Annotated in this window: 17 protein-coding genes; 12 read left to right on the forward strand and 5 right to left on the reverse strand. The window is 72.8% G+C overall.

What is annotated here, in order from left to right; all coding sequences use genetic code 11:
* Positions 1 to 8: 8 nt before the first annotated feature.
* Both AB0K28_RS05000 and AB0K28_RS05005 read right to left on the reverse strand, forming a co-directional pair.
* A complete protein-coding gene (locus AB0K28_RS05000) occupies positions 9 to 365 on the reverse strand; it encodes a hypothetical protein (RefSeq protein WP_364365233.1) in 357 nt (118 codons plus the stop codon).
* Complete coding sequence (locus AB0K28_RS05005; protein WP_345396524.1) at positions 359 to 571, reverse strand: SPFH domain-containing protein; 213 nt, start codon at positions 569 to 571, stop codon at positions 359 to 361. The genes AB0K28_RS05000 and AB0K28_RS05005 overlap by 7 nt, the downstream gene beginning before the upstream one ends.
* A 93-nt stretch (positions 572 to 664) precedes the next feature.
* Between AB0K28_RS05005 and AB0K28_RS05010 the strand changes: the two genes are divergently transcribed.
* The 7 genes from AB0K28_RS05010 (at position 665) to AB0K28_RS05040 (ending at position 10,061) form a co-directional block, all read left to right on the forward strand.
* On the forward strand, positions 665 to 1,492 hold the full coding sequence (locus AB0K28_RS05010) for a class I SAM-dependent methyltransferase (RefSeq protein WP_364365236.1): 828 nt from the start codon (positions 665 to 667) through the stop codon (positions 1,490 to 1,492).
* Positions 1,489 to 2,394: a lysylphosphatidylglycerol synthase domain-containing protein gene (locus AB0K28_RS05015; RefSeq protein WP_364365239.1), complete on the forward strand. Its 906-nt coding sequence runs from the start codon at positions 1,489 to 1,491 to the stop codon at positions 2,392 to 2,394. Before AB0K28_RS05010 ends, AB0K28_RS05015 begins: the two co-directional genes overlap by 4 nt.
* Before the next feature lie 94 nt (positions 2,395 to 2,488).
* Complete coding sequence (locus AB0K28_RS05020) at positions 2,489 to 3,604, forward strand: glycosyltransferase family 1 protein (protein ID WP_364365242.1); 1,116 nt, start codon at positions 2,489 to 2,491, stop codon at positions 3,602 to 3,604.
* Positions 3,605 to 3,624: 20 nt separating this feature from the next.
* A complete protein-coding gene (locus tag AB0K28_RS05025; protein WP_345396539.1) occupies positions 3,625 to 4,716 on the forward strand; it encodes an NDP-sugar synthase in 1,092 nt (363 codons plus the stop codon).
* A 20-nt stretch (positions 4,717 to 4,736) separates the two neighbouring features.
* On the forward strand, positions 4,737 to 5,633 hold the full coding sequence (locus AB0K28_RS05030) for a DNA-3-methyladenine glycosylase 2 family protein (RefSeq protein WP_364365245.1): 897 nt from the start codon (positions 4,737 to 4,739) through the stop codon (positions 5,631 to 5,633).
* Between the two features lie 50 nt (positions 5,634 to 5,683).
* Complete coding sequence (locus AB0K28_RS05035; protein WP_364365248.1) at positions 5,684 to 8,230, forward strand: bifunctional FO biosynthesis protein CofGH; 2,547 nt, start codon at positions 5,684 to 5,686, stop codon at positions 8,228 to 8,230.
* Positions 8,231 to 8,312: 82 nt separating this feature from the next.
* Positions 8,313 to 10,061, forward strand: coding sequence for a substrate-binding and VWA domain-containing protein (locus AB0K28_RS05040; protein WP_364365251.1), 1,749 nt, complete (start codon positions 8,313 to 8,315; stop codon positions 10,059 to 10,061).
* 3 nt (positions 10,062 to 10,064) lie between these two features.
* Here the strand turns inward: AB0K28_RS05040 and AB0K28_RS05045 are convergent, their stop codons facing one another.
* Both AB0K28_RS05045 and cofD read right to left on the reverse strand, forming a co-directional pair.
* A complete protein-coding gene (locus tag AB0K28_RS05045) occupies positions 10,065 to 11,342 on the reverse strand; it encodes a coenzyme F420-0:L-glutamate ligase (protein WP_364365254.1) in 1,278 nt (425 codons plus the stop codon).
* Positions 11,339 to 12,277, reverse strand: a complete 939-nt coding sequence (cofD, locus tag AB0K28_RS05050) for a 2-phospho-L-lactate transferase (protein WP_364365257.1) — start codon at positions 12,275 to 12,277, stop codon at positions 11,339 to 11,341. The genes AB0K28_RS05045 and cofD overlap by 4 nt, the downstream gene beginning before the upstream one ends.
* A gap of 181 nt (positions 12,278 to 12,458) precedes the next feature.
* On the opposite strand from cofD, the gene AB0K28_RS05055 reads away from it, so the two are divergent.
* The 4 genes from AB0K28_RS05055 (at position 12,459) to AB0K28_RS05070 (ending at position 19,287) form a co-directional block, all read left to right on the forward strand.
* Positions 12,459 to 14,318, forward strand: coding sequence for a hypothetical protein (locus tag AB0K28_RS05055; protein ID WP_364365260.1), 1,860 nt, complete (start codon positions 12,459 to 12,461; stop codon positions 14,316 to 14,318).
* A gap of 317 nt (positions 14,319 to 14,635) precedes the next feature.
* Positions 14,636 to 14,896 (forward strand): WhiB family transcriptional regulator, encoded by a 261-nt coding sequence (locus AB0K28_RS05060; RefSeq protein WP_176903063.1) that lies wholly within the window; start codon positions 14,636 to 14,638, stop codon positions 14,894 to 14,896.
* Positions 14,897 to 15,010: 114 nt separating this feature from the next.
* Positions 15,011 to 17,983: a glycosyltransferase family 2 protein gene (locus tag AB0K28_RS05065; RefSeq protein ID WP_364365263.1), complete on the forward strand. Its 2,973-nt coding sequence runs from the start codon at positions 15,011 to 15,013 to the stop codon at positions 17,981 to 17,983.
* Positions 17,983 to 19,287, forward strand: a complete 1,305-nt coding sequence (locus tag AB0K28_RS05070) for a DUF5719 family protein (protein WP_364365266.1) — start codon at positions 17,983 to 17,985, stop codon at positions 19,285 to 19,287. Before AB0K28_RS05065 ends, AB0K28_RS05070 begins: the two co-directional genes overlap by 1 nt.
* A 306-nt stretch (positions 19,288 to 19,593) precedes the next feature.
* On the opposite strand, the gene AB0K28_RS05075 is transcribed toward AB0K28_RS05070, so the two are convergent.
* Positions 19,594 to 20,034: a metallopeptidase family protein gene (locus tag AB0K28_RS05075; protein ID WP_364365269.1), complete on the reverse strand. Its 441-nt coding sequence runs from the start codon at positions 20,032 to 20,034 to the stop codon at positions 19,594 to 19,596.
* Positions 20,035 to 20,321: 287 nt separating this feature from the next.
* On the opposite strand from AB0K28_RS05075, the gene AB0K28_RS05080 reads away from it, so the two are divergent.
* The gene (locus tag AB0K28_RS05080; protein ID WP_106236645.1) at positions 20,322 to 20,690 is read left to right on the forward strand and encodes a DUF3499 domain-containing protein; all 369 of its coding nucleotides are present in this window, start codon (positions 20,322 to 20,324) and stop codon (positions 20,688 to 20,690) included.
* The last annotated feature ends 33 nt before the right edge of the window (positions 20,691 to 20,723 follow it).

Genomic DNA, 20,723 nt, shown 5'->3' on the forward strand with positions numbered 1-20,723 from the left:
GGCTCAGGTTACGCGCGGTACGCCTGGTAAAGCCAGACGACGACGGCCACCAGCGCCAGCGCCGCCAGCACCGCAGAGACGATCTTCACCACGCTGTACGGCCGCTCGCCCTGGACCTCCCCGCTCACCCCGTTGATCAGCACCTGGTACGTCCTGCCGCCGATGTCGCGCCGGCAGTCGCCCTCGATGGCCTCGGCCATGACGCCCTTCGCCCGGTCCATGCCCGCCCGCGGCTCGACGTCGTAGCGCAGGCTGTGGTGCCCGGCCACGTACGCGGGCGCGTACGGCACCGCCCGCCCGAGCGGCCACGGCTGCAGCGCGTCGAGGCGGTCGGCGGGGAGCCGGTGCGTGGCCGGGATCAGCACGTCGTCGACATTCCTGGCCACCCTGCCCTGTGCCGGGTACCAGCGGGTGCGCCGCTCGCGGCGGGTGACTCGCGCACGACGAGCCGGGCGCCCATCTTGATCTCGTTGTCGTGGCGGGGGAAACGCCAGACGAGGGTGTCGCGGCTGTCGTCCAGCCATTCGACGATGTCGATGAACTCGCCGCGAATCTTGTCGAGAAGTGCCACTATGCCCCCGTTCGTCAGCCCCCCGCCAGGTCGGACACCGTACCAAAGCGGTTTGACGTCGGATGGGCGCAGAGGTCGGTACGGTTGGGAGTCGTGGTGAAAGAACGGGTCGCGCAGCTCGAATACTCGGAGTTCCAGTCCGCCATGCTCGACGAGGAGAAGCGGCGGCGGAAGGCGGCGAAGATCATCGCCGTCCTCGAGCACTTCCACGGGCCGCTCGACGGGCTCACGGTGGGCGACGTCGGCTGCTCGGCCGGCTTCATCGCCGACGAGCTGGCGCGGGCCGGTGCCCGCCACACGCTGGGCATCGACATCGACGTGCCGGGGCTGCGCAAGGCGGCCGACCGGTTCGGCGAGCGGGTGGCGTTCGTCTGCGGCGACGGCACGGCGCTGCCGTTCCCCGACGGCTCGATCGACGTGCTGGTCTTCAACCACATCTACGAGCACGTCGTCGACCCCGACGCGGTGGTGGCCGAGATGCACCGGGTGCTGTCCGACGACGGCGTGCTCTACCTGGGGCTCGGCAACCGGCTCGGCATCATGGAGCCCCACTACAAGCTGCCGTTCCTGTCCTATCTGCCGCCGGCGCTCGCCGACCGCTACGTCCGCGCGTCCGGCCGGGCCGACCACTACTACGAGCGGTTCAGGACGCGGCGCGGGCTGCGCAAGATGCTGCGGGCCTTCCACATCTGGGACTACACGTTCCCCGTGCTCGCCACGCCGACCACGTTCGCGGGCGGCGAGCTGTTCCCGGGAGTGCTCGGCAAGGTGGTCAAGGCCGTCCTGTCGCGTACCCCGCGCGGAGTGCTCAAGCTGCTGCTGCCGGTCGTGCCGACGTACCTGTGGGTGGCGACCAAGCGGGCCCGCCGCCCGGTGGGCGCGCATCTGCCGCAGCCGCCCGAGCGGGTGCGGCCGCTGTGACCACCGACGAGGCCGCTTCCGAGGCCGTTCCCCGGCGCTCACCTGCTCGCCGGTTGGTGAGATACGGCTTCCTGGCCGTCGCGCTCGGCTTCGGCGCGTGGGCGGTGATCAGGGAGTGGGACGCCGTGGTGGCCGGGTTCGCCAGGCTGTCGGTCCCCGCGCTCGCCGGCTCGCTGGTCGCGGTGGTCGCCGCGCTGCTCGGAGCCATGCTGACCTGGCGCACCCTGCTGGCCGACCTCGGCTCGCCGCTGCGCCTGCGCCCGGCCGCGAAGGTGTTCTTCGTCGGCCAGCTCGGCAAATACATCCCCGGCACGGTCTGGCCGATGCTCGCCCAGATGGAGATGGGCCGCGACCTCGGCGTGCCGCGCCCCCGCAGCGCGACGGCGTTCTTCCTGATGATGCCCGTCCAGCTCGCCACCGGCCTGCTGGTCACGCTCGTCACGCTCGGCTGGGACCGCTACGGCTGGCTGCTGCTGTTCATCCCGCTGCTGCTCGTGCTGCTGGAGCCCAAGGTCGTCAACGCGGTGATCGGCTTCGCCCTGCGCAAGCTGAAGCGCGAGCCGCTCGAACGCTCGCTGACCAGGCGAGGCATGCTGACCGCGCTCGCCTGGGCGCTGGCCGGCTGGGTGGCCTACGGCGTCCACCTCTACTTCGTCGTCCCGCAGGGCGGCCTGGTCTTCGCGGTCGGCGCGTTCGCGCTGTCGTGGTGCCTCGGCATCATGACCTTCGTGATCCCCGCGGGGGCGGGTGTCAGGGAGCTGGCCATGGTCGCGGTGCTGGCCCCGCAGCTCGACCGGGGCTCCGCCATAGCGGTCGCCCTCGCCTCCCGGATCGTGATCATCGCCGGTGACCTGATCTGCGCCGGAACCGCCGGAATCGCAGCTCGTCGCGACTCAGTGTGATTTGGCCCACGATTTAGGGGAGGCTGGTCATAAGCTGAAATTTCAAGAGGGAGACGCCCGTCCCACGTTGATCTTGAGGGGAGAAGATCTTCGTATGCCTCGTGTGCTCGTCGATGCGGCGGCGGTCCCCGCGGACCGCGGCGCGCTGATCAGATACGTGGACGGGCTCGTGGCCGCGCTCGACCGCGCCGGCGCCGAGCTGTCCGTTGTCTGCCAGCGTTCCGAAGCCGAACGCTACCGCCGCCTCGCGCCGTCCGCCGAGATCATCCCAGGCCCCGTCGCCATCACCAACAGGGCCGCCAGGCTCGCGTGGGAGCAGAGCGGCCTGCCGCTGCTGGCCCGCAAGGCGGGGGCCGACGTCATCCACGCCCCCTACTACTCCATCCCGCTCGGCTCCGGCGTGCCGACCGTGGTGACCGTGCACGACGCGACCTGGTTCACCGAGCCCGACCAGCACGGCCCGCGCGCCTCCTTCTTCCGCTCGGCCACCCGCACCGCCGTCCGCCACGCCCGGCGCATCATCGTGCCGTCCAAGGCGACCAGGGACGAGCTGGTCCGCGTGCTCGCCGCCGACCCCACCCGCATCGACGTCGCCTACCACGGCGTGGACCTGGCGCAGTTCCACCCGCCGACCGAGGAGGAGATCCAGCGGGCGGCCACGAGGTGCGGGCTGCACGGCCAGCCGTACGTCGCGTTCCTGGGCGCGCTCGACCCCCGCAAGAACGTTCCCAACCTCATCCGCGGCTTCGCCGCCGCCGTCAAGCGGCTCGACCGGCCGCCCGCGCTGGTCATCGGCGGCGGCGTGCACGAGGACGACGTGGACGCCGCCTGCCGGGAGGTCGAGGCCACGGTCAGGGTGATCAGGCCCGGCTACCTCAGCGCGCCCGACCTGCCCGGCTTCCTGGGCGGTGCGCTCGTCGTGGCCTTCCCCTCGCGCGGCGAGGGGTTCGGGCTGCCGGTGCTGGAGGCGATGGCCTGCGGCGCGCCGGTGCTGACGACTCACCGTTCGTCGCTGCCCGAGGTCGGCGGCGACGCCGTCGCCTACACCGAGCCCGACGCCGACAGCATCGCCACCGCGCTGGGCGAGCTGCTGGCCGCCCCCGAGCGCAGGCGGCAACTGCGGGAGGCCGGGCTCGCCAGGGCCCGCGAATTCACCTGGGACGTCTCGGCCGAGGCGCATCTCAGCTCCTATCAACGCGCGATCGAATAGTTCGGTAACCTCACGGAGTGATGGAGAGCTCTTTGCCAGACCTCGAGGCGATCCTCCTGGTCGGGGGGCAGGGCACGCGCCTGCGTCCGCTGACACTGGGCACGCCGAAGCCGCTGCTGCCGACCGCCGGGGTGCCGTTCCTGGCCCACCAGCTGGCGCGGGCGCGATCGTTCGGCGTGCGCCGGATCGTGTTCGCGACCTCCTACAAGGCGTCCATGTTCGAGCCGGCCTTCGGCGACGGCTCGGGGTTCGGGCTCACGCTCGAGTACATGACGGAGGAGACCCCGCTCGGCACGGGCGGCGCGATCCGCAACGCCGCGGAGGCGCTCACGTCGGGGCCCGACGACCCGGTGCTCATCCTCAACGGCGACATCCTGTCCGGCCACGACATCGGCGAGCAGGTGCGTCTCCATCGCGCGCGCGAGGCCGCTGTAACGCTCCATCTGACGGAAGTGGACGACCCGAGCCGGTTCGGCTGCGTGCCGACCGACGACGAGGGCCGCGTGACGGCCTTCCTGGAGAAGACGCCCAACCCCGTCACCAACCGCATCAACGCCGGCTGCTACGTCTTCACCCGCTCGGTGATCGACTCGATCCCGCGCGACGAGGTTGTGTCGGTCGAGCGCGAGACGTTCCCCGGGCTCATCGAGTCGGGGCGGCTCGTGCTGGGCTACGCCACCCGCACCTACTGGCTCGACGTCGGCACCCCGGCCGCGTTCGTGCAGGGCTCGCGCGACCTGGTGCTGGGCCGGCTGGCCTCGCCCGCGCTGCCCGGCCCGACCGGCGAATACCTGGCGCTCGACGGCGCGCGGGTCTCGTCCGAGGCGAAGGTGCTGGGCGGCACGGCCGTCGGCGCCGGCGCGGTGATCGAGGCGGGCGCCACGGTGGCCGGCTCGGTGCTGAGCGACGGCTGCGTGGTCGAGGCGGGCGCCTCCGTCACCGACTCGGTGCTCGGCCAGGGCGCGCGCGTCTGCGCCGGCACGGTGGTGCGCGACGCGGTCATCGGCGACGGCGCCATCGTGGGGCCCGGCAACGAGCTGCAGCACGGCGTACGCATCTGGCCGGGCGTCGAGCTGCCCGAGCGGGCGCTGCGCTATTCCAGCGACGTCTGAGCACGCGGCAGACTGGACGTGTGAAAGAGCGCAGGTGGGTGCCCGGCGGGCCGCTCGACGTCGAGCTGGCCCTGCACCCGCACCGCAGGGGCGGCGGCGACCCCACCTGGCGCAAGGGCAATGACGGCTCGGTGTGGCGCACGTCAAGGACTCCCGACGGGCCCTGCACGCTCCGGGTGAGCGTCGCGGCCGGCACCGTGCTCGGGCGGGCGTGGGGGCCGGGCGCCGACTGGGCGCTGGAGACGCTGCCCGCGCTGCTCGGCGCGGACGACGACCTGTCCGGGTTCAGTGTCCGGCACGAGGTGCTGGCCGAGGCGGTACGCAAGCATCCTGGGGTGCGCATCGGGCGGACCGGCCGCGTCATGGAGGCGCTGGTGCCCGCCGTGCTGGAGCAGAAGGTCGTCGGCAGGGAGGCGTGGCGGGCCTGGCGCTGGCTGCTGACGCACTACGGCGAGCCCGCGCCTGGTCCCGCGCCCGAGGGCATGCGGGTGGTGCCTGAGCCTGTGGTGTGGCGGCAGATCCCGAGCTGGCACTGGCACCGGGCGGGCGCGGAGGCCGTCCGCGCGCGGACCATCGCCACCGCGGCCTGGCACGCCGGCAAGCTGGAGGCGGCGGCCACCACGCAGGAGCTCGACCGGCTGCTGCGGGCGCTGCCCGGCGTCGGGGTGTGGACCTCGGCGGAGGTGCGGCAGCGGGCGCTCGGCGACCCCGACGCGGTCAGCGTGGGCGACTTCCACCTGGCCAAGCTGGTCGGCTACGCCCTGACGGGGGAGAAGACCGACGACAGGGGGATGCTGCGGCTGCTGGAGCCGTACGCGGGGCATCGGCACCGGGCGACCGTGCTGGTCTGGCTCACCGGGCTGCGCCCGCCGGCCAGGGGGCCGCGCATGCCGGTGCGCGACTACCGGTCGTTCTGAGCCGACCCTGGGTGCGTACGGCGAACTCAGGCCGACGTACTGTGCACCTTATGAGTTCTGACTCCGCGCTCCGCCGCGCCCTCGCCCGCGCCAGGGACGGCAAGACGCTCGACGTCACCGAGGCGACCGTCCTGCTGCACGCCCGTGACGGCCACCTCGACACGCTCCTCGACCACGCCTCCCGGGTGCGCGACGCCGGGCTGCGGACCGTCGGCCGCGAGGGGATCATCACCTACAGCAAGAAGGTCTTCATCCCGTTGACCCGGCTGTGCCGGGACCGCTGTGGTTACTGCACGTTCGCGACGGCGCCCCACAAGCTGCCCGCGCCGTTCCTCAGCCCTGACGAGGTGCTGGAGATCGCCCGGCAGGGGGCGGCGATGGGGTGCAAGGAGGCGCTGTTCACGCTGGGCGACCGGCCGGAGGATCGCTGGCACCAGGCGCGGGAGTGGCTCGACGCCCATGGCTATGACGACACGTTGTCCTACGTCCGGGCCATGGCGATCAGGGTGCTGGAGGAGACCGGTCTGCTGCCGCACCTCAACCCCGGGGTGCTGAGCTGGCGCGACCTGCAGCGGCTGAAGCCGGTGGCGCCGTCGATGGGCATGATGCTGGAGACCACGTCGCGCCGGCTCTATGAGGAGAAGGGGCAGCCGCACTACGGCTCGCCCGACAAGGACCCGGCCGTGCGGCTGCGGGTGCTGGAGGACGCCGGGCGCTCCAACGTGCCGTTCACCACGGGCATCCTCATCGGCATCGGCGAGACCGTCGAGGACCGCGCCGAGTCGATCTTCGCGATCAGGAAGGTGGCCAGGGAGTACGGCGGTGTCCAGGAGGTCATCGTGCAGAACTTCCGCGCCAAGCCCGACACCGCGATGCGCGGCCTGCCGGACGCCGACCTGCAGGAGCTGGCCGCCACGATCGCGGTCGCCAGGCTCGTGCTCGGCCCCCGCGTACGCCTCCAGGCGCCGCCCAACCTGGTGGACGCCGAGTACGAGCTGATGATCAGGGCCGGCATCGACGACTGGGGCGGCGTGTCCCCGCTCACCCCCGACCACGTCAACCCGGAGCGGCCGTGGCCGCAGATCGACGAGCTGGCGGCACGCACGCGCGATGCCGGGTTCGCGCTCAGGGAACGCCTGACCATCTACCCCGAGTACGTCCGCGCCGGCGAGCCCTGGCTCGACCCTCGCCTGTTCGCCCACGTCGCCGCGCTCGCCGACCCCGACACAGGCTTGGCCCGCGAGGACGCGGTGCTCGAAGGCCGCCCGTGGCAGGAGCCCGACGGCGGATTCGCCGCGTCCGGCCGGGTGGACCTGCACGTCGAGGTGGACACGACCGGCCGCACCCACGACCGCCGCGACGACTTCGACCACGTCTACGGCGACTGGGACGCCCTGCGCGAACGGCTCGGCACGGTCGCCGCCGCCACGCCCAGCGACGTGCGGCAGGCGCTGCGGCGCGCCGGGTCCGACCCGGCCGGGCTGACGGACGCCGAGGCCGTGGCCCTGCTCGGCGCCGACGGCGAGGCGCTGGACGAGCTGGCCGCCATCGCCGACGGGCTGCGCCGAGAGGCGGTGGGCGACGACGTCACCTACGTCGTCAACCGCAACATCAACTTCACCAACGTCTGCTACACCGGGTGCCGTTTCTGCGCCTTCGCCCAGCGCAGGACCGACGCCGACGCCTACACCCTGAGCCTCGACCAGGTCGCCGACCGCGCCGAGGAGGCGTGGGCGGCTGGGGCGACCGAGGTGTGCATGCAGGGCGGCATCCACCCCGACCTGCCCGGCACCGCGTACTTCGACATCGCGCGGGCGGTCAAGGAGCGCACGCCGGACATGCACGTGCACGCCTTCTCCCCGATGGAGGTCATCAACGGCGCCAGCCGGACGAACCTGTCCATCCGCGACTGGCTGGAGGCCGCCAAGGAGGCCGGCGTGGACTCGCTGCCCGGCACCGCGGCCGAGATCCTCGACGACGACGTGCGCTGGGTGCTCACCAAGGGCAAGCTGCCGGCCAAGGAGTGGATCGAGGTCATCACCACCGCCCACCGGGTGGGCATCCCCACCACCTCGACCATGATGTACGGCCACGTGGACAACCACCTGCACTGGGTCAGGCACATCAAGCTCATCCGCAGGCTGCAGGAGGAGACCGGCGGCTTCTCGGAGTTCGTGCTGCTGCCGTTCGTGCACACCAGCGCGCCCATCTATCTCGCGGGCGTGGCCAGGCCGGGCCCCACCGCGCAGGAGAACAGGGCCGTGCACGCGCTGGCCAGGATCCTGCTGCACGGCGCCATCGCCAACATCCAGTGCTCCTGGGTCAAGCTCCAGGACGATTTGTGCCGCCAGGTGCTCCAGGGCGGGGTCAACGACCTCGGCGGCACGCTCATGGAGGAGACGATCAGCCGGATGGCCGGGTCGGAGAACGGGTCGTACAAGACGATCAGCGAGCTGCGCGCGATGGTCGAGGTGAGCGGCCGCCCGGTCAGGCAGCGCACCACCGAGTACGGCGTCCCGAGCGCGGAGCGGCTGGCGGCCTCGGCGGCCAGCGACGGCGTCTGCCAGAGCGTCAGAAAGGTCCTGCCACTGGCCTAGTTGTAACATGTTCTAACAACGTCTTGCGTGCGCCAGGTGAGGCGCTGGGAGAATCGTCACTCCCCCGGGAGAGAGGTTCACCGTGCGGTTGGGTCGGCACCACGCCGCGCTGTCCCCCGAGCAGCGCCGCAGGAAGGCGTTCAGGCGCGGCATGCTGGCGGGGCTGACGGCCGTGGCGATCGTCGCGGCCGGTCTCGTCGTCGTCTTCGGCGGCGGCGGCCTGCTGTGCCGCACGCGAGAGCCTGTTCTGGTCGACGTCGCGGCCGCCGTGGACATCGCGCCGGCCGTCATGGAGGCGGCCGACGCGTTCAACGCGACCAAGACGGCCGCGGGTGGCCGGTGCGTGCTCGTCCAGGTGACCGAGCAGCCGCCGGCCACGGTCCTGCGCACGCTCATCGGCGACCGGGCCGGCGTACTGCGCGAGCGGCCCGACGGCTGGATCGCCGACTCCTCGGCCTGGATCAGGCTGGCCCGCCAGCAGGGCGCGAGCGCGCTGCCGGCCGAGGAGAGCGTGGTGGCCACCTCGCCGCTGGTGTTCGCCACGCGGTCGTCGCTGGCCAGGCGCTTCTCCGTGGGTGGCACGCAGATGAACTGGCGGATGGTCTTCCCCTCGACCGTACGCGGGCGGCTGGCGCCCACCGCGGACGAGCCCGACGTCGTCCGCGTGCCCGACCCCTCGCTGGCCGGCGCCGGCATCGCGACCGTGGCCGCCGCGAGGGACGTCGTCGGCTCGGGGCCCGACGCCGACAAGGCGCTGACCGCGTTCGTCCGGTGGGCGCAGGCCGGCTCCGCGCCCGACTACCGCAGCATGCTGGCCGCCGTGGACGACCGCACGTTCTGGCAGCGGCCCGTCGTGATCGTTCCGGAGCAGTCGGTCTTCCAGCACGGCCTGCGGCCGTCGGCCGACCCGGTGGTGGCGCTGCACCCGCGCGAGGGCACGATCAGCCTCGACTACCCGTACGTCGTGACCGCCGGCGACCCGGCGGTGGCCGAGGCGTCCAGCGCGTTCGCGGCGTGGCTGCGCGGCCCGCAGGCGCAGGAGATCGTCAGGCGGGCCGGGTTCAGGTCGGGCGACGGCCGCCAGGGCCCGATCTCGCCAGGCCCGCAGCTCCCCACCACCGCCCCCCTGACCAGGACGTCGGTCTCACCGGATGACATCGACGAGGCCCTGCGCGCCTGGAGCCGCCTGGCCCCCGCGACGAACATCCTCGTGCTGGCCGACACCTCCAAGCACATGGCCGAGCGGCTGAACGGCCGCCCCCGGCTGGACGTCGCCCTCGAAGCCGCCAAGATCGGCCTGCGGCTCTTCCCCGACTCCACGCACATGGGCCTGTGGGAGTTCGCCGGCGGCATCGGCGGCATCAAGGGCTACCGGCAGCTCGTCGGCCTCGGCCCGATCAGCGAGCCGGAGCGCGGCCAGGTCGTCCGCAAGGGCCGCCTCGACGAGCTGACCAGCACGATCACCGCCCATCCGCGCCGCGACAGCTCCCTGTACGACGCGGTGCTCAGCGGCTTCCGCAGGGTGACGAGCGACTACCGGGAGGAGATGAACAACGCGCTCCTGGTCATCACCGCGGGCAAGGACGACGGCGAGGGCGTCAAGCTGCCCGACCTCGTACGGCGGCTGCGCGAGGAGTGGGACCCCGACCGGCCCGTGCAGATCATCGTCATCGCCTTCGGCAAGGGCGTGGACCGCGACGGGCTGGCGCAGATCGCCGCCGCCACCAACGGCTCGCTGCACGAGGCGCAGGAGCCCGGCGAGATCATCGACGTGTTCCTCGCCGCGCTGGCCCGCCGCCTGTGCCACCCCACCTGCAAGCCGACGACCTGACCGTCAGCGGACGACGATGAAGTCGGCCGGGTCGCGGGGGGCGCGGTCGCGCGGCGGCGCGGCGGCGTGACCGACGGCCACGCAGCCCATCGGGTCCCACGACTCGGGCAGATCGAGCACCTCGCGCACCACAGGCCGGCAGAACATCGTGGACGACACCCACGCCGAGCCCAGCCCCTCGACGGCGAGCTGGATGAGGAAGTTCTCCACCCCCGCGCCCGTCGCCACCACGAACATCTCCCGCTCCGAGGCGTTGCGCCGGTCGTCGCGGTAGGTGTGGGAGCCCTCCATGACCAGGCAGGGCACGACCAGGTAAGGGGCGTTGCGCAGCACGTCGCCGCGCCTGACCCGCTTGGCGATCGACTCCTCGGAGAAGCCGTCGCCGCGCAGGTCGGCGATCCACGCCTCGCGCATGGCGTCGAGCAGCTTCGTCCTGGTCTCGGGCGACTCCAGCAGCACGAACCGCCACGGCGTCGTGTGGTGCGGCGCGGGCGCCGCGATGCCCGCCGCGACCGCCCTGCGCACCGCCGCCGGATCGACGGGCTCGCCGGAGAACTCCCTGATCGTCCGGCGGGCGAACACCACGTCACGCGAGCCGTGACGGAACAGGTCCTCGTCGGCCGGGCGCACCAGCGGACGGACGCCTGGCCCGTCGTCGTCGGTCACCAGATGGGAGAGCCCGCGCACGATCGCCACGGGGACGCCGTCGAGCTTGCCCTTGACCAGCTCGGCCGCGCTCGCGATCTCGTCGGCCAGCGCGGTGACCGTGGCGCTCAGCTGGTTGCCGTAGGAGTCGGCGCGGCCGCGGTAGTCGTCGAGCGGGCGCAGCCCGGCCACGCCGATCGCCACGTCGGTGAGGCCGTTACGCCAGGGACGCCCGAACGTGTCGGAGACGATCACCCCGGCGCGGCGGCCGAGGCCCGCCCTGATGCGCCGGGCCGAGGCGTCGGAGTCCTCGGGCAGCAGCAGCACCGTGCCGGCCTCGGTGTTGGAGGCGTCGACCCCGGCGGCGGCCATCACGAAGCCGTGGCGGGTCTGGGTGATGACGGTGTCGCCGCGCCGTGCGACCACCCGCGCCGTCTCCTCCGCGATCGCCGCCGTGCGGTCGGGCGCGTGGCGTACGCGGCCCTCCGCCTTGCTCACGATCTTGGACGTGACCACCACGATGTCGCCGTCGCGCACGTCCGCGCCGGCGAGCAGCGCCGCCACGTCGTCGCCCGGCCGCACCTCGCCGATGCCGGTCACCGCAATCACTTCGACGTGCTGGGGAGTGGTGGTCATCGGCTGAGCTCCTGAGCGAGGTCGAGTGCGGTACGGGCGATGCCGGCCGCGGCGTCGGCGTCGTGCATGAGGATCGGCCCGGCGACCACCTTGACGCCGTCGAGCGCGACCCCGGCGTCCTCCCCGGCCACCAGCCAGCCGTCGATCAGGTCGGCGCCGTACAGCTCGAGCACGGCCTGCGCGGTCGTCTCGACGCCGATGGCGGTCAGGCAGGCGTCGGCCATGCCGCGCACCGGCGCGCCGCCGATGATCGGCGAGACGCCGACGACGGTCTTGGGCAGCAGCGCCTCGCGGATGCCCGGCACCTGGAGGATCGTGCCGATGCTCACCACCGGGTTGGACGGCGGCAGCACCACCACGTCGGCCTGCTCGATCGCCTCCAGCACGCCCGGCGCGGGCTTGGCCGTGTCGGCGCCGACCAGCGCGAACGACTGCGCGGGCACCGAGGCGCGCAGGCGTACCCACCACTCCTGGAAGTGGATCGCGCGCCTGCCGTGCTCGTCCTCGATCACGACGTGGGTCTCGCAGCGGTCGTCGGTCATCGGCAGCAGCCGCACGCCCGGCTGCCAGCGCGCGCAGAGCGCCTCGGTGATCTGCGAGAGCGGGTAGCCGGCCTCCAGCATCTGCGAGCGCACGATGTGGGTGGCGAAGTCGCGGTCGCCGAGCCCGAACCACTGCGGCTCGACGCCGTACGCGGCCAGCTCCTCCTTGACGACGTGGGACTCCTTCGCCCTGCCCCAGCCCTGCTCCTCGTCGATGCCGCCGCCGAGGGTGTACATGATGGTGTCGAGGTCGGGGCAGACGCGCAGGCCGAACAGGGTGATGTCGTCGCCCGTGTTGCCGATGACGGTGATGGAGGCGTCGGGGGCGGCGGCGCGCAGGCCGCGCAGGAACCGGGCGCCGCCGATGCCGCCGGCGAGGGACACGATGTGCATGCGGACCAGTCTTCCACCGGCCCGCGGCGAGCCCGTCGCGGGATCTGTTTTGCAGGAGCGGTCCGCCTTATATGTCGAGGTATTAGCCGATTTGATAGGCAAGTGCTTTCTGTGACTCCCGGCGGCTGAGTCGGTGATGTGGCAAACTCCCTTCGGACCAATGGGTCTGATGGGGGTACTTGTGAGCAAACTTGACGTAGCCCGGCTGAAGGAGCCGGCCGCTTGGATCATGCTCGTCACCGGGTTGATCAGGGTGTTGCTGGCGATCGGCCACCTTCTGGTCGGGTCGTCGGCCCTGTCGTCGTTCACGGAACGCGCGGCCACCAACCTGTCGAGCCTGACCAACCCGGTGGTGACGGCGCTGCTGCTCGGGTCCGTGCTCCTGGTGACCAAGGTGGGCGAGCCGTCGCCCAAGGCCAAGCCCATCGCGTACGGCGCGGCAGCCGGTCTCGGCCTCGCCGCCCTGTTCGGCCTCGTGGCGTTCTTCGCCGGGCTGGCCGCGGGGCTCGGCGGGCGCGGCGTGATCGAATTCGTGCTGACCGGGCTGACCTCCCTCGCCCTGACCGCCATCGCCCTGGTCTACCTCCTTCCGCAGGTGCTGCCCGAGCGGCCGGCGGCGCAGGTGTACCACGGCCAGTTCGGGCCGCAGCCCGGCTTCTTCGACCAGCAGCCGCCGTACGGGCAGCCCGGCCAGCCTCAGGCGGGGCCCGGCCAGCCCGGTTTCCCGCAGCCCGGCTACAACCAGCAGGCCCCCGGCGGGCCCGGTTACGGCCAGCAGGAGCCCGCGTACGGCCAGCAGCCGCCCTCCGCGCCCGGCTACGCCCAGCAGCCGATGAGCGGCCAGCAACCGGCCCCCGGCCAGCCCGCTCAGCCCGGCCAGCCCGCCCAGAGCCAGCAGCCCGCCCAGCCCGCCCAGCAGCCCGTTCCCGGCCCGCACCCCGGCTATGGCCAGGAGCCCCCGTCAAGCCCCGGCTACGGCCAGCAGGACCCCGCGTACGGTCAGCAGCCGCCCTCCGCCCCCGGCTATGGCCAGCAGCCCCCTTCCACGCCCGGCTACGCCCAGCAGCCCCCTTCCACGCCCGGCTACGCCCAGCAGCCGATGAGCGGCCAGCAGCCCGTCCAGAGCCAGGAGCAGCCCCCCGCTCCCGCCTACGGCCGGCAGCCGCCCTCCACGCCGGGCTACAGCCCGCAGCCGCCGAGCTTCGGCGGCCAGCCGGAGCCACCTGCGGCCCCGCAGATCAGGGGCGCCCTGCCGGCCGCGCCGTCGGACCAGCAGCAGCCCGAGCCGTTCGCCCCTCAGAGCTTCGAGCAGCAGCCGGAACCGCAGCCGTTCGCCCCTCAGAGCTTCGAGCAGCCGGAACCGCAGCCCTTCGCCGCCCAGAGCTCCTACGCCCCCGCGGACACGGCGCCCGCGGTCCCGCCGGCCGGTGAGTACACCCCCGCCCCTTACGTCCCGGCCGACAGCCAGCCGAACGTCTACGGCCAGGCCGGCCAGAACCCGTACGCCCCCCAGGGGGACCAGAGCCCGTACGCTCCGCAGCCCGAGCAGAGCCCGTACGCGCCTCAGGCGAACGACCAGGCGTACCCCACGGGCGACACCGCGCCCAACGTCTCGTACCAGGGACAGAGCGCCTTCGACCAGCAGCAGGGCGGGCAGCCGTTCACCGGCTACTCGGGCCACGAGTTCGCCCAGCCCGCCTACCAGGAGCCCGACCCGCCCGTGGACCCGCGCTCCCAGCAGCTCATGGACGCCTACCAGCAGGCGGACACGTACCAGTCGAACGCCGGCGCCCCGCAGCCCCGCCCGTACGACGACCCGTTCGGCCACCCCCAGGGCGCCGGGTACGAGCCGCAGCAGGGCCAGTACCAGCCCACCCACCAGGCACCTGCGGCCCAGCAGGGGCAGTGGGAGAGCGCGCCTGCGGACTCCACGATGCGGCTGGACCAGTTCCAGCAGGGCGCGTTCGGCGATCAGCGCGGGCCGGGGGACGACCCCATCGACCCGACCGCCATATACACCCCCAATGAGCCACGCAGGTAACGGACCGGCAATGAACGACTAGAGAGAAGGTGGGCCACGGGCGGGCGTCTTTCCCGCCCTGGTACGGTTCCGACCGCTGAGAGTGTTGCACGAGCCAGGACGACGCCACGCGCACGGTGTCAGTCCGGCTTCGAACATGACATGCCGAGCACACCGGGGCGAGATCTGGTCTTTCCCCGGATACCTGCATGCCGCTTGACGCCGCGTACAGCACACGCGTGTAATTACAACCATGTTGTTACGCCTTCCCGTGGGTGGGTAATAAGGAAGGCGTCCATGGGGGGCTCCATTGCGGGCGGGCGGCAGGGAGGTGTGCAGTGACCGATCCGGTCATCGCACAGGAACAGCTTGACGCTGAAGAACTCGGCTGGCAGGAACGCGCCTTGTGCGCGCAGACGGATCCGGAGGCGTTCTTCCCGGAGAAGGGCGGCTCCACCCGAGAGGCCAAGAAGGTCTGCCGATCGTGCGAGGTCCGTGCCGAGTGCCTGGAATACGCACTCGAGCACGATGAGCGCTTCGGCATCTGGGGTGGGCTGTCCGAGCGGGAGCGCAGACGGATCAAGCGCCAAGCCGTATAGGACGACAAGGGGGGAAGGGGTCACGCGGAACGCCGTGTGACCCTTTTCGCATCTCTTGATCGGCTTGTCACTGTATGGTGGGCGCGCCTGATCATCCCCCCAGGAGCCCCAGCGATGTCACGTCCCTACGTCACCGCGATCGTCGTCGCTCATGACGGCGCGCGCTGGCTGGGGGAGACCCTGCGTGCGCTGATCAACCAGAGCCGCAGGCCGGACCGCGTGGCCGGCGTCGACAACGGCAGCAGAGACGGCTCCGCCGACCTGCTGGCCCAGGCGCTCGGCCCCGGCAACGTGCTCTCCCTGCCCCGTTCGACCGGGTTCGGCGAGGCGGTCGCCGAGGTGGTGGCGAAGCTGCCGCCCGCCGGGCGCGAGGAGTGGATCTGGCTGCTCCACGACGACTGCGCCCCCGACAGGCGCGCGCTGGAACAGCTGCTCACCGCCGCCGCCCAGGACCCCAAGGCCGCCGTGCTCGGCCCCAAGCTGCGTGACTGGCTCGACCGGCGGCGGCTGCTGGAGATCGGCGTGACCGTGGGCCGCACCGGGCGCAGGGACACCGGGCTCGAACCGCTGGAGTTCGACCAGGGGCAGCACGACGGGACGCGGGAGGTGCTGTCGGTCTCCACGGCCGGCATGCTGATCAGGCGGGACGTGTGGGAGCGTACCGGTGGGCTCGACCCGTTCCTGCAGATCTTCCGCGACGACCTCGACCTGTGCTGGCGGGTCCGCAACGCCGGGCACAAGGTGCTCAACGTCACCTCCGCCGTCGCCTGGCACGCCGAGGCGGCGGCCCGCAGGCGGCGGCGCATCACGGTCAGCGGCGACCACCCGCGCCGGCTCGACCGGCGCAACGCGATCTTCGTGGTGATGGCCAACCTGCCGTTCCGCGCCATGCTCTGGGCCCTGCTGCGCAACCTGCTCGGCTCGGCCTTCCGCACGCTGCTGTTCATCGTCAGCAAACAACCCGCGAACGCCCTGGACGAGCTGGTCGCGCTCGGCTCGGTGCTGGCGCATCCGTTCCGGCTGATGCGCGCGCGGCGAACCCGCCGAAACGGGCGTAAGAAGGGGTACGGGCGCATCAAACGGCTGATGACGCCCCGAGGTGCCACCTGGCGCCGGCTCACTGACATGGTGCAGAGCTTCCTCGCCGGCCAGGCGCCCGTGGACTCGGCCGGGCGGCACCACGTCGCCGCCGCCGACCCCGATCAGGAGGTCGTGCCGCCGCCCGACACCGGGGCCTTCCAGCGCTTCATCGGCCGGCCAGGCGTCATCCTCATGGTCGCGCTCACGCTCGTGACGCTGGTCGCCGGGCGCTCGCTGCTCGGCGGCGAACGGCTCGGCGGCGGCGCGCTGGTCCCGGTGATCGGCGGGGCCCGCGACCTCTGGGAGTTCTACACCGAGGGGTTCCACGACATCGGGCTCGGCTCGACCGCCCCTGCTCCTCCCTACGTGGCCGTGCTCGCCGCCCTGTCAACGCTGGCGTTCGGCAAGACGTGGGTCGCCGTGTCCGTGCTGTTGCTGGGGTCGGTGCCGCTGGCCGGGGCGACGGCGTACCTGGCCACCCGGCACGTCATCCCCGGGGTGCCGGCGCGGGCGTGGGCGGCGGGCACGTACGCGCTGCTGCCCGTCGCCACCGGCGCCATCGCGGCTGGACGGCTGGGGACGGCGGTGGTGTTCGTGCTCGTCCCCGTGTACGCGTGGCTGCTCGGCATCACCCTGCTCGCCGCCGACCGGCGCAGGGCGCGGCGGGCCGCGTGGGCGCTCGGGTTGTGGCTGGCGATCGGGACGGCGTTCGTGCCGCTGGTGTATCCGCTGTTCGCGGTGCTGGGCGTGCTCGGCGCCGTGGCCTTCGGCGGCACGTCACCGGCCGGCCGCCAGGTGGGCGGGCGGCTTCGCGGTGGGCGCGCGGCCGGGCGCGGGGGTGCTGGGCGTGGCTCCGGGCGCGGCGGTCCCGGACGGAATGGCTCTGGACGGAACGGCTCTGGACGGAAGGGCTCTGGGCGTGGGCGTTTCGGGCGGGGCCCGGGTGCGCGGGGTGGGATCGCGGTGTCGATGGTCATCGCGCTCGCCGTGCCGCCCGCGCTGCTGCTGCCCTGGCTGGCGAGCCTGGTGACCGACCCCGGCAGGCTGCTGCTGGAGGCCGGGCTGCACGACCCCGCGCTGGTGGACCAGGCGCTCGCCCCCGAGTCGCTGCTGGCGCTCAGCCCCGGAGGCCCCGGGCTGCCGCCGTACTGGGTGACGGCCGGGCTCGTCCTGACCGCGCTGGCCGCGCTGCTCATGCGCCGCCAGCGGATGATCGTCGCCATCGGCTGGGCCGTCGCCCTGTACGGCGTGCTGGCCGCCATCCTGGTCAGCCGCATCACCGTGGAAGGGGCGCGGGTCTGGCCGGGGGTGCCGCTGGCGTTCGCGGGGACCGGGCTCGTGGTGCTCGTGGGCCTGACCGCGCACCGGCTGCCCGAGCTGCGCGCCTCGGGCGGGCTGCGGCGGCTCGGCGCGGGCGCGGTGGCGGCCGTGGCGTTCAGCACGCCGCTGCTGGCCGCCGGGTTCTGGATCGCCACCGGCGTACGCGGGCCGCTCGTCGGCGACGCCCCCGACGTCATGCCGGCCCTGGCCGCCGCCCGTACCGTGAACGGCGAGCGCACCCTCGTGCTCAAGGGCTCGTCGTTCACCCTGCTGCACGGACGCGGCCCGCTGCTCGGCGAGTCCGAGTTACCCGCCGGCTCCCAGGAGCGCGCCCGAGTGGGCAACGCCGTGCGCGGCCTGGTCGGCGGCCGGGGCGGCGATGCGGCCACGCTCGCCCAGCAGGGCATCGGGATGGTCGCCGTCGCGCCGCCCGTACCGGCCGCGCTGGCCGCGACGCTCGACTCGCAGCCGTCGCTCGAACGCATGAGCCTGTCCCAGACGGGCGGCGGGTTGTGGCGGCTGGCCGAGCCGGTGACCCGGGTGCCCGCCCAGCCGGTCGGCGTCCTGCACACCATGTGGCTGTACGTCCAGGGCGCGATGGTGCTGGCCGTGACCCTCCTCGCGGCTCCCGGCCGGCGCCAGGAGGAAGGCGCTGAGGCGGGCGCCGTGGCACTGGCGGGGGCGTGATGAAGGCGTTCGTGGAGAACAGGTTCGGCCTGCCGGCCCTCGTCGTGGTCGCTCTGGCCGCCATGTACGGCATCGCGTACGTCACCAGGCCCGCGCCCCTCCCGCCCCCGCCGACCGGCCCCACCAAGGTGGCCGTCGAGTCCGTCACCACCGTCTGCCCCGGCGCCAAGGACCGCCGCGTGGACGTCTACCTGCCCGGCTCCCTCACCACCGAGACCATGGAGAGCGGCGGCCCGTACGTCACCAAGGGTCCAGGCGGCCTGGAGGCCGGCTACCTCACCCGCGCCACCTCAGGCGCCGCCCGCGGCCTGGCCGGGGTCCGCTGCACCGAGCCCGCCCCCGCCACCTGGCTGCTCGGACCCGGCCCGGCCGACGCCGACGTACGCCTGCACCTCACCAACGCCGACAAGGCGCCCGCCATGGCCGACGTGCAGGTCTACGCCGTAGAAGGGCTCGTCTCCGGCGACGCCGGGATCGGCCTGGAGATCAAACCTGGCGAGCACCGCGAGATCGACCTCAAGACCCTCGCGCCGTCGGCCGACGTGATGGCGGTGAGCGTCACCACCACGTTCGGGCGGGTGGCCGTGGCCGCCAGGACGGTGCTGGAGAGCGGGGGGGTGGACTGGCTGCCCGCGGCCGGTACGCCCGCCACCCGCGTCGTCGTCCCCGGCATCCCGAAGGGCGGCGGCCTGCGCCGGCTCCTCGTCGCCGCCCCCGGCGAGACGGACGCCGCCGTGCAGATCAGGGCGGTCAGCGAGGACGCCGAGTACGCGATGAAGGGCCGCGAGACCCTCGACGTCCCGGCGGGCACCGTCGCGGCCCTCGACGTCACGACCGGCATCGCCGGCTCCGCCGCCGCCCTCGTCCTCACCTCACCGACCCCCATAGTCGCCGGCGTGACGATCATCGGGACGGGCGAGAAGCCGGACGTCGCGTACACGGCCGGCACCCCCTCACTCGCGCTGGGCAGTGCCGTGGCCCGCAACACCACGGGCGCCCGTCTCCTCCTGACCGCCGTGGGCGCCGCCGGAAAGGTGCGGGTGCAGGTGGTGGGGGCCAAGGGCAAGGCGGAGTCGCCGTACGAGCTGGAAATCCCGGCCGACCGCACCCGAGACGTCCGCGTGAAGGCGAAGGGCGACTTCGCCGTGGTGCTCACCCCCATCGCCGGCGAGGTCTACGGCACCCGCCTCCAGGAGGAACGCCACAAATCCGGCACCCTCCTCACCGCCCAGCCCCTCGCCCCAGCTCGCACCTGGACCATGCTCCCCGCCCTCACGGACACCCCTCGCGTGGTCCTGCCATAACGGCGGCACGCGTATGGCACAAGTGTGCTGACGCTCAACATGAACTGTCGCCGGGGTCGAAGAGCAGCCCGGGAGGGAAGCCTTCCGGCGGGGGGTTTGCGCCACCGGCGGCGCGGGCTGGGCTGGAAGTGAAACCGCTGGTCGCCGCGCCTGGCTCGCCTCCGCAAGTGACGGAACAGGTATCCAGCATCGCACACGGTGACGACCCACGCCCGCGATACGCGGAGCCGATCGAGCGGGCGAGGAGGGCACTCCCAGCGCCGACCGGGCAACGCCTGTAGGTGGTCGCCGCGACGGAATCCGGGGTCAGCGGCGGTCGTCGTAGCCGGGGTCCACGGTTTCCGGGGCCAGGCCGAGCAGGGTGGCGACCTGTTCGACGACCGTGTCGTGGACCATGGCGCCCAAAGTGTCGCGGTCTCTCGCCCTCGCCTCCAACGGGCGGCGGTAGACCACGACCGAGGCGGGGGAGTGGCCGGTGGCGGCGTCGGCGCGGCCGAAGGGGATGGGGTCGGAGTCGAGCCCGGGCCCGTCGCCCAGCTCGCTCAGCGGCGGCACCTCCTCCACCGCGAACTCCACCGCCGACAGTTGCCGCTCCCACCGGGGACGCAGCCGGTCGACGGCGTCGAGCACGAGGTCGTCGAAGCGTTCGCTGCGCGACTTGGCCAGGGGGACGTGGGAGGGGGCGAGCGGGCCGCGGAGGCCGCGACCGTGGCGATCGCGCCGTCTGGGACCGCGCTTCTGAGTCACGTGTGCCAGTGTACGGGCCCGTTCAGCCGATGCCCGGGAGCGGTCGCGGGGTGTCCGAAAGGTGGGGGTGCCAACCGGGACGAACGTGATCTTCAGTGAAGATCGGAAGGGCAGGATTGGGCTGGTGGCGGGGTGGGGAAAGGCGGGAATGGAAGCGCGGGCGAAGGGCCGGAGGTCTCGGGGCATGTGGGTGGAAACGCTGCGACAGGTGTCCGAATTGTGGCGACACGCTCGTTAAGAGCGCTCAGGTAGTGGCGCCTCGCACTCTTACCAGATACGGTCCCTCCGTGAGCCCCGTCCGCCGCTGTTCCCGCACCGCCTGCAGCCAGCCTGCCGTCTTCACGCTCACGTACGTGTACGCCGACTCGACCGCTGTCCTCGGCCCCCTGGCGACGTACGCGGAGCCACACTGTTATGACCTGTGCGCCGAACACGCCGAGCGACTGACCGCCCCCCGCGGCTGGGAGGTGGTGCGGCTGCCCACCGACGGCGCCTCGCCCAGCTCCGACGATCTCGAAGCGCTGGCCAACGCGGTCAGGGAGGCCGCGCGACCGACGCCGTCGGGCGGTGGCGAGCCGGTCGGTCAGGGCGTCGAGGTCGGTCGGCGCGGGCACCTGCGCGTTCTGAGATCGGCCCAGCAGCACCGCGACCGGTAGGCTCCTTCTGTAAGGCGGAAACGACCTAGGGGC

This window comes from Nonomuraea sp. NPDC049504, from assembly GCF_040676845.1.
In the GTDB taxonomy this organism is placed as follows: Bacteria; Actinomycetota; Actinomycetes; order Streptosporangiales; family Streptosporangiaceae; genus Nonomuraea; species Nonomuraea salmonea.